We start from the raw sequence: 12,461 nt of genomic DNA, 5'->3' as shown, positions 1-12,461 counted from the left end.
CCGGGTGAGCATCCTCGACGGCCTCCCCGCTCCCGACGCCTCCGCGCGCATCCACGTGCTGTCGCTGGGCGGGACGATCTTCATGACCGGCGCGGACGGCGAGGGGGCCGCACCGGGCTCGGGAGGCGAGGATGTCGTCGCGGCGGGTCTGCCCGCAGGCGTCGAGGTCACGCACGAAGAGGTCGCGAACATCGGTTCGCCGTCCGTGCGGCCCGATCATCTGCGCGCCGTGCTCGACCGGGCCCGGTCCGCCGTCGACGCGGGCGCACGCGGGGCGGTCCTCACGCACGGCACCGACACCCTCGAGGAGTCAGCCTTCGTGCTCGACGCCCTCTGGGACCGCGACTCCCCGCTCGTGCTCACCGGTGCCATGCGCCCGTCGGACGCGCCGGGGGCCGACGGCCCCGCGAACGTGCGCGACGCGATCCGTGCGGCGGCCGCGCCCGAGCTGCGCGGCCTCGGTGTGCTCGCGGTCTTCGACGGCGCCGTCCATCTGGGCGCGCGCGTGCGCAAGCTGTCCTCCCGATCCGTGAGCGCCTTCGGCTCCGTGCCGGCCGGCGCGCTCGCGATCGTCGACGACGCGGCGCGACTGCTGCAGCGACCCGCGGCGGGAGAGATGCACGCCGCCGATCGGCCGCTCGTGCGCCTGCTCGGAGAGGCGCCGGCGGGCTCGTCGCCGGATACCGCGCCGGGCGCGTCGGCCGATCCGACCGCCACCTGCCGCCCCGAGCTCCCGGACCCGCTGCCCCGCGTCCCCGTGATCTCCCTGGGCATCGGCGACGAGGGCGAGATCCTCGACGACCTGCCGGGCGGCTCGATCGCCGGCCTCGTCGTGGACGGCGCGGGCATGGGGCACGTGCCCGCGGGCGCGATGCCCCGGCTGCGGAGGCTCGTCGAGCTGGGCGTCCCGGTGGTCGTCGCGACCCGGATCCCCGACGGCGGGACCTCGACCCATCACTACTCCTACCCGGGCAGCGAGGTCGATCTGCTCGCGAGCGGCTGCCTGATGGCGGGCGTGCTCCCGGCCCACAAGGCGCGCCTGCTGCTGCAGCTGGCGCTCGCCCGCGGTCTGTCCGCAGGCGGCATCGGCGGGGCGTTCGCTCTGTTCGCCTCCTGACGCCTCCGCGCTCCGGGGCGCCACCGTCGGCGTCCACCTGCGGAGCCGTGTCCCGCGTGTCTCGTCCGCCGTTCCCCGGCTCACCCCGCCCTGCCGCTCGTCGCGCGAGGGTGGGAGACTGGCTCCATACGCCACACCTGGGTGGGCCATTCGATGCGGTATCGGCCCGACGCCGCCCCGCCCGGGACGCGATCTGGAGGAGGCACCCCATGGCACTGCCCGCCGACCCGGCACCGGAGCTGCAGGAGTACGCGCATCCCGAGAAGCTCGTGACCACCTCGTGGCTCGCCGATCACCTGGGCGAGGACGGCCTGGTGGTCGTCGAGTCCGATGAGGACGTCCTGCTGTACGACACCGGGCACATCCCCGGCGCCGTGAAGATCGACTGGCACCTGGACCTCAACGACCCGGTGACCCGCGACTACGTGGACGGCGAGGGGTTCGCCGCGCTCATGAGCCGCGCCGGCATCACCCCGGACACGACCGTGGTCGTCTACGGCGACAAGTCGAACTGGTGGGCCGCCTACGCGCTGTGGGTCTTCGAGCTGTTCGGCCACGCCGATGTGCGCCTGCTCGACGGCGGCCGCGCCCTCTGGCAGTCCGAGGGCCGCGAGATCACCCGCGAGGTCCCGCAGCCCGCGGCGACCGAGTACCCGGTGCTCGAGCGCCGCGACGAGGCCTCCCGCGCCTTTCGCGACGACGTGCTCGCCTTCCTGGGCGGCCAGCTCGTGGACGTGCGCTCCCCGCAGGAGTACACGGGCGAGCGCCTGCACATGCCCGATTTCCCCCAGGAGGGCGCCGTGCGCGGCGGCCACATCCCCGGCGCGAGCTCCGTGCCGTGGTCGAAGGCCGCCCGCGAGGACGGCCGCTTCAGGCCGCGCGCCGAGCTCGAGTCCGTCTATCTGCAGGAGCAGGGCCTGGATCCTGCCGCGCCCGTCATCGCCTACTGTCGCATCGGCGAGCGCGCGAGCCACTCGTGGTTCGCGCTGAAGTACCTGCTGGGCTTCTCCGACGTGAAGAACTACGACGGCTCGTGGACCGAGTGGGGCAACAGCGTGCGCGTCCCGATCGCCACCGGCTCCGAGGCGGGCGAGGTGCCCGCCCGATGACGGCCGCCTCCGGCGGCATGCCCGCAGCCGACAGCCCCGCCGACCGGGGCGCGAGCGCGCCCCTCCCGGAGGCGTTCGCGGAGATCGTCGACGACTTCCACGCGGTCTCCGGCAATGATCGTGTGCAGATGCTGCTCGAGTTCGCCGACGGCCTCCCCGAGCTGCCCGAGCGCTACCGCGACCATCCCGAGCTGCTCGAGCCGGTGCCCGAGTGCCAGTCACCGATCTTCGTCATCACGGAGGTCGACGGACAGGGCGAGGATGCCCCGGCGCGCCTGTTCTTCTCGGCCCCGCCCGAGGCCCCGACGACGCGCGGCTTCGCGGGCATCCTCGCCGCGGGCCTCGAGGGGCTCACCGTGGGCCAGATCAGGGCGGTCCCGGCCGACGTCACCGAGAACCTGGGGCTCGCCGAGGTCGTGAGCCCGCTGCGCCTGCGCGGCATGGCCGGGATGCTGGGCCGCATCAAGCGCCAGCTCGGCGAGAAGGCCGGCCTGCAGTAGGCGCTTCTTGTCCGGACACAGCGAGCGGCCCGCGTCGATGTCAGTCGACGCGGGCCGCTGCACAACGACACCTCGGACCCCCACCCGAGGCGCCTGGTACCAGGCCGTGCCTGTACAACTGGGAACTATAGGTTTCCGGACAGTCATTTCCCAGTGGCACGGACCACCCTGCGGGCGATGCCGCAGGTCACCCCACGTTCATAACTTTTGAGTACGGGCCGCGGGAGGTCCGACGGGGCGCGTCCGGGCGTTCGCCGGTGCGTGCGTCCGCGTTCCTCCTGGTCGTCCCGGCGACTCGCGAGGACCGCCGGCGCCGCTCGCGGTCCAGCCCGCGACGACCCTGCCCCCGTCGGCCGAGACCCTGCCAGACTCGCACCATGTCCGATCACCTCTCCCCCGCCCGCCGATCCGCGCCGGAGCCCGCTGGAGCGTCGCGGCCCGTGCCGTCGTCCGCACCGGCGCCCGCGGGCCCGTGGTCCCGTGCGGTGAGCGCCGCAGGCCTGCTGCGCGACGGCGAGGTGCGGCCGACGATCTTCGCGCACATGTCGGCCCTCGCCGCGGCGCACGGCGCGATGAACCTGGGCCAGGGCTTCCCCGACACCGATCCCCCGGAGGTCGTCGCCGAGTCCGCGGTGGCGGCGATCCGGGAGGGGCGCAACCAGTACCCGCCGGGCGCCGGGGTTCCCGCCCTGCGGGAGGCGATCGCCGCGCACCAGGAGCGCTTCTACGGGCTGCGCTGGGACCCGGAGAGCGAGGTGCTCGTGACGGCCGGCGCGACCGAGGCGCTCGCGGCGTCGCTCCTGGCGCTCGTGCGGCCGGGCGACGAGGTGCTCACGCTCGCGCCGTTCTACGACGCCTATGCGGCGGTGATCGCCCTGGCCGGCGGCGTGCACCGGACGGTGCCGATCCGCCGCGAGAGCGTCGGGGCCGGAGGGACGGGCGGCCAGGAGGCTGATCGCGGCGCGCGGGCGCGCCTGCGCGTGGACCCGGACGAGCTGCGCGCGGCGATCACCGAGCGCACGCGCGTGGTGCTCGTGAACTCCCCGCACAATCCCACGGGCCTGGTCCTGGACGTGGAGACGCTGCAGGTCATCGTCGATGCGGCCGCCGAGCACGACGCGTTCGTGCTCACCGACGAGGTCTACGAGCACCTCGTCTTCGAGGGCGAGCACGTGCCCGTCGCGACCCTGCCCGGAGCGCGCGAGCGCACGATCTCCGTGGGCTCGGCCGGCAAGACGCTCTCGGTGACGGGCTGGAAGATCGGCTGGGTGACGGCGCCCGCGCCGATCCTCGTGGCGGTCACCGGGGTCAAGCAGTGGCTCACGTACGCCTCGGGCACGCCCTTCCAGGGTGCCGTGGCACGCGGTCTCGCCATGGCCGACGAGGACTTCACGGCGATCGCCGACGACCTGCGCGAGCGCCGCGACCTGCTGGTCGGGGCGCTCGACGACATCGGGCTGCCGCTGATCGTCGCGGAGTCCGGCTACTTCGTCCTCGCCGACCTCGCTCCCCTGGGCACCGAGGACGCGGCGGAGCTCTGCGACCGCCTGCCCGCGGAGGCCGGCGTCGCCGCGATCCCCGTCAGCGCATTCCTGCCCGAGGGCGAGGCCGGGAGCTGGAGGAGCTGGGCGCGCCTGGCGTTCTGCAAGGACCGCGCCACCCTCGAGGAGGCCGGGCGGCGCCTGGCCGCTTGGGCCGAGGGCGTCCGCGCGGGCTGAGCAGGCACCGCGCGGACCACCCCGCGCCCCGACGTCACTTGCCGGCGACGAACGCCGGATCGGTGTCGAAGTCGACGAGTCCGGACACCTTGAAGGCGCCGTCGCCCTTGTCGGAATCGGGGACCAGGAACGGCATGTCGTACGTGACCGAGGCGCCGTCGTAGATCTGCTCGGCGTCGAGGTAGTCGTGCTCGGTCATGGCGTACGTGTACTCGTAGCCCTTGCCGTCCGCGCTCACGTAGGAGACGGCGGCGTCGAAGTTCGCGGCCGCGCTGCCGTCGCCGTGGTACGTGATCGTCACGGGGACCAGGATGTACTTCTGGCCGTTCGGCGCCTTCTCGTTGTACTGGTCGGCCTTCGCGATGGCCTCGTCGGCGTCGAAGTTCGCCTTCCCGAGCTTCACGTCGACCTGCCCGCCGTCGATCGCCTCCACCGTGACCGTGCTGCCCGCGGGCAGGGGGTCGGTGCGGGTGCCGCGCTCGGAGGAGGAGCCGCCGCCGGCCCCGTCGGACGCGGTCGCGTCCTCGCTGGACTCGTCGGACTCGCTGGGCTCCTCGGAGGCGGTGGTCTCCTCGGGCTCGGTCGTCTGCTCCTGCGTGGCGGGGCCCGACGTCGGCTCCGGATCGTCGCCGCCCGCCAGGGCGAACACCGCGATGATCGCGATGACGGCGAGCAGCGCGAGGATCGCGCAGCCGCCGCACCCGATGAACCACCACTTCTTCGAGCCGCTTCCGCTTCCCTGCTGCTGGATGCTCGAGAAGCCGTCGCCGCCCCCGCCGTATGCGGGCGCGCTCGAGGCGCCCGTGGCCGCGCCGTAGGGATTCGCGGAGGCCGATGAGCCGGGGCTCGTGGGCGGCGCCGGATATCCTCCGCCTGCCGCGCCGTAGTCGGGGTTCGCCGAGCCGTAACCGCCAAAGCCGGAGTTCTGGGCGCCGTAGCCGGAGTTCGCATCGCCATAGTTCGAGCCCTGGCCGGCGTAGCCCGAGTTCTGAGCGTCGTAGCCGGAGTTCGGTTCGCCATAGCCCGTGCCCTGGCCGCCGTAGCCGGTATTCGCCGAGCCGTACGCGCCATCGGCCGGACCATAGGCACCGTCGGCCGAGCCGAAGTCCTGTCCATAGCCCTGATGCCCGTCGGGCGGGCCCGCGGCGCCGTCGGCCGAGCCGTCGCCCTGCGGGGCGGAGCCCCATCCGTTCTGACCGGGATTCTGCGGTGGTTGCGTCATCGTGTCGCGCGGCGCCGTACGGCCCCGCCCCTCCTCTCAGCACCTGTGCCGACGAGGTCCACGGCACTCTGAGAGGCCATTGTGCCCCAGCGCACACAGGGGCGGGAGCCCGATACGCCGCTCGGCGCCGCCCCGTGCGGAGCGGCGCCGAGCGACATCGGCTCCCGGGACCGCCAGCTCCCGGAACGGCCGCCGGCGGCCGGGTGCCCTCAGCGGGTGAAGCGGTCCCCGTGGAAGGGCTGGCCGACCACCTCGCGGCTCACGCCGGCCTGGTCGAGGTACGGGGTGAGCCCGCCGCGGTGACGCGGATAGCCTGCACCGAGGATCAGCGCCAGATCGATCTGCTCGGGATGCTCGACGACGCCCTCCTCGAGCATCAGCCCGGTCTCCTCGGCGAGCCCGCGCAGGACCCGGTCCAGGAGAGCATCGCCGACGGGGGCGGAGTCGCCCGCCGCGGTCCCGTCGGAGAAGGCGGCGCGCAGCGCGTCGGAGACCTGCGGGTGGACCTGGGAGCGGTCGCGCACGGTGCCCGCCTCGCCGGAATCCAGGAGACGCGTGAGTCCGGTGGAGATCGGGAAGCGCTCGGTGCCCAGCTGCTCGCCGAGGACCTTGCCGACGTGGTCCGCGACGCCGATGCCCACGAGGTCGAGCAGCTCGAAGGGCCGCATCGGCAGGCCGAAGGGGTCGAGCGAGGCGTCGACGGCGGCGAGGTCCGCACCCTGGTCCGCGGAGCGCAGCACCTCGCTGAGCACCCGGAACAGCAGACGGTTGACGATGAACCCGGGGGCGTCGGCGCTCTCGACGGCGAACTTGCCGCAGCGTCGCACGACCTCGTGGCCGGTCGCGAGGACCTCCGGAGCGGTGCGCTCGGTGCGCACGACCTCCACGAGCGGCATCTTCGCGACGGGGTTGAAGAAGTGCAGGCCGACGACGCGCTCGGGGTGGTCGAGATCCTCGCTCATGGCGGTCACCGAGAGCGAGGAGGTGTTCGTGACCAGCAGGGCCGAGGGGTCGAGGACGCCCTCGAGCTCCCCGAGCACGCTCTTCTTGATCGCGAGGACCTCGGGGACGGCCTCGAGGACGAGGTCGCAGTCGGCGAGGTCGGCGACATCGGCCGTCGCGCTCAGCAGCTCGGAGACGGAGCGGGCGGACTGCTCGTCGAGCTTCCCGCGCGAGGCGGCCTGGGCGATCACCTCGCGGGCGTGCGCGAGGCCCGTGGCGGCGATGTCCTCGTCGAGGTCGCGCAGGGTGACGGGGACCTGCAGACCGAGGGCGAGCTGCGCGGCGATCTGGGAGGCCATGAGGCCTGCCCCGGCCACGCCCACGCGGCGGATCTCTCGGGCGCCCTCGACCGGGCGGCGGCCGGGCTTGCCGCGGCGCAGCAGCTCCGCCGAGTACAGCGACCCGGCGGCGGCATCGGAGGCGGCGAGGCCGACGATGGCCCCGCGTTCCGCCGCCAGGGAGTCCTCGAGGCTCGAGCCGGGGAGGGCCTCGAGGATGCCGAGCGTGCGCGTGAGCGACGGGGCGCCCGCAGCCTCCATCCGATCGGCCCACTCGCGGCGGGTCTCGGCGGGGCTGTGCGGGGCATCGAGCGCGGCGAGCAGCGTCCGGGCGCGCTCGGAGCCGGCTGCGGGGATCGGGTCCGGGCGGGCCGACGGGTCGATGCCGCCGTCGGCGATGCGGCCGGCGAGGTGGTCGATCGCCGCGTCGAGGTCCTCGACCAGCGCCTCGACGATGCCGAGCTCGTGGGCGGCCGCGGCGGTGAGCTGCTTGTCGCGGGCGGGGTCCTCGAGGATCACGCGGACGGCGTCCGCCGGGTCGATGACGGACTGCAGGAGGGTGGTGCCGCCCCAGCCGGGCAGGATCCCCAGGCTGGTCTCGGGCAGTCCGATGCCGCGGACCGTGGGGCCGGCGGTGCGGATGTCGGCCATCAGCGCGACCTCGAGGCCGCCGCCGAGGGCCGCGCCGTTGAGGTGGGCGAGCACCGGGACCGCGGCGCGGCGCATGCGGACCTGCAGGTCGTGGGCGCGACGGGTCATGGGGTCGATGGCCTCGCGGCCGGCGGGATCGGCGAACATCGAGAGGTCGGCGCCGGCGAGGAAGACGCGGCCCGTACCGGTGAGCGCGATCGCCTGGATCTCCCCGGCCTCGGCGCGGTCGAGGGCGCGGGTGAGTGCGGCATCGACGTTCTCGAGGGACTGCGGCCCGAGCGTCGCGGGGCGGGTCTCCCCCTCCGGCGGGGCGAAGGTGAGCACGGTGATCGTGCCGATCCCCTCGTGCTCGCGGTCCTCGGCGAGGACGCGGGTGACGTGCTCGGTGTACGCGGGAACGCTGCCGGGGTGCGCGGTGGTGGGGGCCATGGCCAGCCTTTCGGGGTCTTCTCGTCGTCGAGGCGCCGGTCGTCATCGAGGCGCTGATTCCTGATACCGACGGTTTCAGGTACAGCATGCCGCAGGCGGGGCGCGGGTGTCCAACGGGTGCAGGCGATGGGCCGTGGGCCCGCACGTCCGACGAACCGCGGGGCCGACGATCCCGAGCGGACGCCTCGCGACGACGACGGGGAGCGCCGCATGTGCGGCGCTCCCCGTCGGACCGGCAGGCGGGCGTTCACGCCGTGACGGTGACCTCCAGGTCCCCGCGCAGGGAGAACGACCCGGCGCTGATCGTCACGTCGCCCGTGACCGCGCCCGCCGCGGCGTCGGCCGGAGCGGTGACGCGCAGGCGGACCGTGCGGCTGCGGCCCGGAGGGATGGCCGGGACGTGCACGCTCTCGGCGCTCCACCCGTCGGGCAGGTCCGCCGAGACGCGGGAGGAGGGCAGAGCGCGCTTCTCGTCGTTGCGCAGCCGCACCGCGACCCGGGCGTCCTCGCCCGGGGCGACCTCGGCGGAGGTGTCCGGCACGTGCAGGCGGAAGGGGTTCAGCCAGTCGCAGTCGAAGCGTCCGAAGACGATGGTGTCGGCATCCTCGCCCTCGAAGAGCACCCCGAAGGTCCCGTCCTCGAGCGCGGCGAGCTGCGAGTAGGCGTGGTCACCCGCCTGGTAGGTCTTCTTGACCGGCCAGGTCTCGCCGTCGTCGTAGGAATAGCGCACGGTGCCGTTGACGCGGTCGGTCGCGCTGTCCGAGTTCGAGAACAGCAGCTCCTTCGCGGCGGCGGACCCTGTCTTCGCGCCCGGGTTCATCGCGATGATCGAGGCGTTGTTGCGCGGGTCGGTGAGGGTCGCGTCGAGAACGGGCTCGGACCAGGTCTCGCCGCCGTCATGGGAGAGGGCGACGTAGCGCGCAGCGGCACCGCTGTGGACGCGGGAATTGAGCATGAGCGTGCCGTCGCCGAGCTCGACGACCTTGTTCTCGTCCATGTTCACGCCCGTCGGCTCGCCCATGCGCCAGGTCTCGCCGTGGTCGTCCGAGAACACCGAGTACGCGCGGAAGGATTCGTCGCGCCACTGCCCGATGTACTGCTGGACGAGGCGCCCGCGGTGCTTCCCGCGGGTGATCTGGATGCCTGCGCCGCTGGTGGCGAACATGCCGCGGACGTCCTCGGGCTTGGTGACCTCCGTCAGCCGCCGTGAGGTCCAGGTGCGCCCGTCGTCCTCCGAGACCGAGACGGTGGCGCTGAGCACCGCGCGGTCGGCGTCGTCGTTGCCATAGGCGCTGCCGAAGAACCCCTGGTCCTTGGAGAACACATGGAAGTTGAACAGCGTGCCGGTGATGCGGTCGCAGACGTAGCTGGGGTCGGAGAACCCGATCTTGTCGTCGCCGTCGCGGCCCTGCTCGATGACCGTCTGCTCCTCCCACGTGCGACCCCCGTCGCGCGATCGGCGCTGGAGGATCGAGTTCGGGCCAGGGGCGTCGATGCCGGTGGGGCGGCCGTCGTAGGCGGCGAGGACGTCACCGTTCTCGAGCTGCACGAGCGCGGTGATCCGGTAGTTCGGGAACTCGCCGTCGCCGCCGGTCGCGAGGGTCGCCGTGAGGAACCGCCCGCCGGTGCTGCCATCTCGCCCGTGGCCATGCCCGTGGCCGTGCCCTCGTCCGCCCGTGTTCCCGCCGTCGCGGCCGTGGCCTGCGGGTGCCGCGTGGGCTGCCGCGGGCACGGCGAGGAGGGCGGCGAGAGCGCCGGTGCCCGCACCGAGGACGGTGCGGCGATGGGGCGCGGCTTTGCGGGGAGAAGACGTCACGGGAGCTCCTTCGTTCCTGTCCACCGGCGGCGGGGGCGGTCGCCTCGCGGGGACTCGCCGGGGGACGTCTGATGTCTGACCTTAGGGGAGCGAGCGAGTCGCCACAAGGGTGGGAGCACCCGGCGGAACACCCTCCGACGCTGCCGGATCGCGCGCTCGCGCCGCGCGTACGCTGGCAGGAGGACCTCGCGCAGGAGGTGCGCCATGTCTTCCGGCTACAGCCCCGTCGTCCCCCATCCGCGCCCCGTGCCCTGGGGGTGGACTCTCGCGGAGGCGGTGCTCGGCGGCGCCGCCGCGGCGACCATGCTCGGCCTGGTTCCGCTGGACCTGCTCGCCCGCACCATCGTGTGCGGTGGGCTCGTCGTCGCGCTCGTGCTCATCGACGGCTTCGCGCGGATGCTCTGCGCCGGGTCCGGCCTCGAGCGCTCGATGCGCCAGCTCGTGGTCGGCGGTCTGACCCTGCTGGCCATCGTGCTCGTCGTGATGGGGGCGTCGTCCGCCGCCCCGGAGCCCGCGCGCTGGCTGCTCGTCGTCGCGATCGGCGTCGGCCTGTTCATCGAGCTGCGCTGGGACAAGCGCGTGCAGGTGGGACGGGCGCAGGAGATCGCCGAACGCCAGGAGTGAGCGCAGGGGAGGTCGGACCGGAGGGGAGGAGCAGGGTGCGTGGAGCGGGAGGCGAGGAGCAGCCCCTCAGTCAGACTCCTCCGAGGCGCTCTCCGTCTCGCCGCGGAACTCGTGGCGGCAGATCACGGTCGTGCACTCCGCATGGTGGACCACGGCGTGCGCGGTCGACCCGAAGAGCCGACCGTGGCGGCCCCGGTATCCCAGCACGAGCATGCCGACCTCGGTCGAGGCCTGCAGGAGACCGTCGGGCACGCTGCTCCCCTCCGTCGCCTGCGCAGTGACGGCCAGATCGGGGGCCGACGCGTGCGCGCGGGCGGTCGCCTCGTCGAGGATGCGCTCGGCGCCGTCGCCCTCGACGACGTGCCCGTCGACCGTGCCGCGCACGTGCAGGAGGGCGAGGCCCTCGCCGAGAGCGCGAGAGAGGCGCACGCCGGCGTCGACCGCCTCGAGGCTCGCCTCCGAGCCGTCGACGCCGACGAGGACGGGCCCGTGCGGTGCCTCGTCCTCGCGCACCACGATCACGGGGCAGCCGGGGTGGGTGATCAGGCCCAGGCTCACCGAGCCCAGCAGCATGCCGAGGAAGCCGCCGAGGCCGCGACTGCCGACGGCCATCAGCAGCGCGGTGCGCGAGGCCGTCTCGAGGACAGCGCGCGGGTTGCCGGTGATCAGCTCGGTGCGCACCTCCACCCCCGGTGCCGCCTCCTCGGCGATGCCCGCGGCCTCCCTCAGCAGCTGCTCGGCGACGTTGCGGTGGCCGGAGCCGGAGACGCCCTTCACCGGTCCCAGGTCCTTGGTGACCAGCGGGAAGATCCAGGCGTGGATGATCGCGAGCGGCTTCTTCCCGGACCTCGCCAGCCGCGCCGCCCAGCGCAGGGCCATCGCCGACTGATCCGAGCCGTCGTACCCGACGATGATGGTGTCGCTGAAGTCCATGGCGTCCCTCCTGAGGGGTGCGATCGGCGATCCCGGTCGGCGGTGATCCGGGCGTGCATCGAGCCTAGCGGCGGGGATCCCGGGACGGGAGGGGTGCAGGGGCAGGCCCGGTGGGGAGCGCGGTGGCCGAGGGCCGCACGGGCCGCGGGCGGGCCGGCAGCGCGACGCTGCGGAGCCCGCCCCTGCCGCGGGCTGCTCGCCGCATGTGTTCTCCCTTCGTCACACCCGCGCTCCGCGCCTGTCGCCGCCGACCCTCGTGGATCTACCGTGAAGGCCCGTCCCGCCTGCTTCTGGAGATCGTCCGACCATGGTCACGCTCGCCGACACCGCCTCCGCTCCCACGGACGAGTCCGTGCTGGATGCCCCCGCCTGGTCCGCGCTCACGGGCGCCCACGCGCACTTCGCGATCGGCAACGACCTGGTGCTGCGCTACCCGGAGGACGTCTCGCCGTTCGTCGGCGTGAAGGACTGGGAGGACCCGGGCGTGTGGGACGCGATCGTGGACGTGTTCGGCCACGACGCCGTCGTCAGCGTCTCCCACGCCGACCCGACGCTGCCCGACGGCTGGAGCTGGGAGCACAGGATCGACGGCGTGCAGCTCACGCAGACCCCGGCCCTGCACACCCGGCCCGACGAGGAGGCCGTCGTCCTCGGCGCCGACGACGCCTCCGAGATGCTCGCCCTGGTCGAGCGCAACAAGCCGGGCCCGTTCCTCCCCCGCACCCATGAGCTGGGCCGCTATGTCGGCATCCGCCGCGAGGGCCGCCTGGTCGCGATGGCCGGTGAGCGTCTCCACCCCGACGGCTGGACCGAGATCAGCGCCGTGGCGGTCGACCCCGATCAGCGCCGGCAGGGTCTGGCCTCGCGCCTCGTGCTCGACGTCGCCCACGGCATCCAGCAGCGCGGCGACCGCGCCCTGCTGCACACGGGAGCCGAGAACACCGGGGCGATCGCGGCCTACGAGAAGCTCGGCTTCGCCCTGCGCCGCACGCTGATCTTCGGCGCCGTGCGCACGCCCTGAGTCGGCGCGACCGGGGGTCTCCTCGTCGGCCACGGACTCGC

Annotated in this window: 10 protein-coding genes; 6 read left to right on the top strand and 4 right to left on the bottom strand. The window is 73.7% G+C overall.

The window, feature by feature from the left end; translation table 11 throughout:
• Positions 1-4 precede the first annotated feature (4 nt).
• The 4 genes from FHG10_RS15135 to FHG10_RS15120 all read left to right on the top strand — a co-directional run bounded on the left by FHG10_RS15135 (position 5) and on the right by FHG10_RS15120 (position 4,444).
• The gene (locus tag FHG10_RS15135) at positions 5-1,117 is read left to right on the top strand and encodes an asparaginase (RefSeq protein ID WP_227488298.1); all 1,113 of its coding nucleotides are present in this window, start codon (positions 5-7) and stop codon (positions 1,115-1,117) included.
• Positions 1,118-1,326: 209 nt separating this feature from the next.
• Positions 1,327-2,226, top strand: coding sequence for a sulfurtransferase (locus tag FHG10_RS15130; protein ID WP_152354183.1), 900 nt, complete (start codon positions 1,327-1,329; stop codon positions 2,224-2,226).
• Positions 2,223-2,726 carry a SufE family protein gene (locus FHG10_RS15125; RefSeq protein WP_227488297.1) on the top strand — a complete coding sequence of 168 codons (504 nt, stop codon included), beginning with the start codon at positions 2,223-2,225 and terminating at the stop codon, positions 2,724-2,726. The genes FHG10_RS15130 and FHG10_RS15125 overlap by 4 nt, the downstream gene beginning before the upstream one ends.
• Before the next feature lie 485 nt (positions 2,727-3,211).
• Positions 3,212-4,444 (top strand): aminotransferase class I/II-fold pyridoxal phosphate-dependent enzyme, encoded by a 1,233-nt coding sequence (locus tag FHG10_RS15120; protein WP_227488296.1) that lies wholly within the window; start codon positions 3,212-3,214, stop codon positions 4,442-4,444.
• 34 nt (positions 4,445-4,478) lie between these two features.
• Here the strand turns inward: FHG10_RS15120 and FHG10_RS15115 are convergent, their stop codons facing one another.
• The 3 genes from FHG10_RS15115 to FHG10_RS15105 all read right to left on the bottom strand — a co-directional run bounded on the left by FHG10_RS15115 (position 4,479) and on the right by FHG10_RS15105 (position 9,842).
• Positions 4,479-5,666, bottom strand: coding sequence for a hypothetical protein (locus FHG10_RS15115; RefSeq protein WP_152354181.1), 1,188 nt, complete (start codon positions 5,664-5,666; stop codon positions 4,479-4,481).
• A gap of 209 nt (positions 5,667-5,875) precedes the next feature.
• The gene (locus FHG10_RS15110; protein ID WP_152354180.1) at positions 5,876-8,026 is read right to left on the bottom strand and encodes a 3-hydroxyacyl-CoA dehydrogenase NAD-binding domain-containing protein; all 2,151 of its coding nucleotides are present in this window, start codon (positions 8,024-8,026) and stop codon (positions 5,876-5,878) included.
• A 247-nt stretch (positions 8,027-8,273) separates the two neighbouring features.
• Positions 8,274-9,842: an exo-alpha-sialidase gene (locus tag FHG10_RS15105; protein WP_152354179.1), complete on the bottom strand. Its 1,569-nt coding sequence runs from the start codon at positions 9,840-9,842 to the stop codon at positions 8,274-8,276.
• A 204-nt stretch (positions 9,843-10,046) separates the two neighbouring features.
• Here FHG10_RS15105 and FHG10_RS15100 point away from each other — a divergent pair, with 204 nt between their 5' ends.
• Complete coding sequence (locus FHG10_RS15100) at positions 10,047-10,466, top strand: hypothetical protein (protein WP_152354178.1); 420 nt, start codon at positions 10,047-10,049, stop codon at positions 10,464-10,466.
• A 66-nt stretch (positions 10,467-10,532) separates the two neighbouring features.
• On the opposite strand, the gene FHG10_RS15095 is transcribed toward FHG10_RS15100, so the two are convergent.
• A complete protein-coding gene (locus tag FHG10_RS15095; RefSeq protein WP_152354177.1) occupies positions 10,533-11,399 on the bottom strand; it encodes a universal stress protein in 867 nt (288 codons plus the stop codon).
• Between the two features lie 307 nt (positions 11,400-11,706).
• Between FHG10_RS15095 and FHG10_RS15090 the strand changes: the two genes are divergently transcribed.
• Positions 11,707-12,420: a GNAT family N-acetyltransferase gene (locus FHG10_RS15090; protein ID WP_152354176.1), complete on the top strand. Its 714-nt coding sequence runs from the start codon at positions 11,707-11,709 to the stop codon at positions 12,418-12,420.
• Positions 12,421-12,461: the final 41 nt, after the last annotated feature.

It is taken from the genome of Brachybacterium subflavum (assembly GCF_009299795.1).
Taxonomy (GTDB): domain Bacteria; phylum Actinomycetota; class Actinomycetes; order Actinomycetales; family Dermabacteraceae; genus Brachybacterium; species Brachybacterium subflavum.
Note: the sequence above shows the minus strand (reverse complement) of the source record. Positions and strands in the feature narration are given on the sequence as shown.

What these genes read in the sequence shown, in the direction of transcription:
- FHG10_RS15130 (WP_152354183.1), top strand. Translation starts at nt 1,327, where the DNA reads ATGGCACTGCCCGCCGACCCGGCACCGGAGCTGCAGGAGTACGCGCAT.
- FHG10_RS15125 (WP_227488297.1), top strand. Translation starts at nt 2,223, where the DNA reads ATGACGGCCGCCTCCGGCGGCATGCCCGCAGCCGACAGCCCCGCCGAC.
- FHG10_RS15115 (WP_152354181.1), bottom strand. Translation starts at nt 5,666, where the DNA reads ATGACGCAACCACCGCAGAATCCCGGTCAGAACGGATGGGGCTCCGCC.
- FHG10_RS15110 (WP_152354180.1), bottom strand. Translation starts at nt 8,026, where the DNA reads ATGGCCCCCACCACCGCGCACCCCGGCAGCGTTCCCGCGTACACCGAG.
- FHG10_RS15100 (WP_152354178.1), top strand. Translation starts at nt 10,047, where the DNA reads ATGTCTTCCGGCTACAGCCCCGTCGTCCCCCATCCGCGCCCCGTGCCC.
- FHG10_RS15095 (WP_152354177.1), bottom strand. Translation starts at nt 11,399, where the DNA reads ATGGACTTCAGCGACACCATCATCGTCGGGTACGACGGCTCGGATCAG.
- FHG10_RS15090 (WP_152354176.1), top strand. Translation starts at nt 11,707, where the DNA reads ATGGTCACGCTCGCCGACACCGCCTCCGCTCCCACGGACGAGTCCGTG.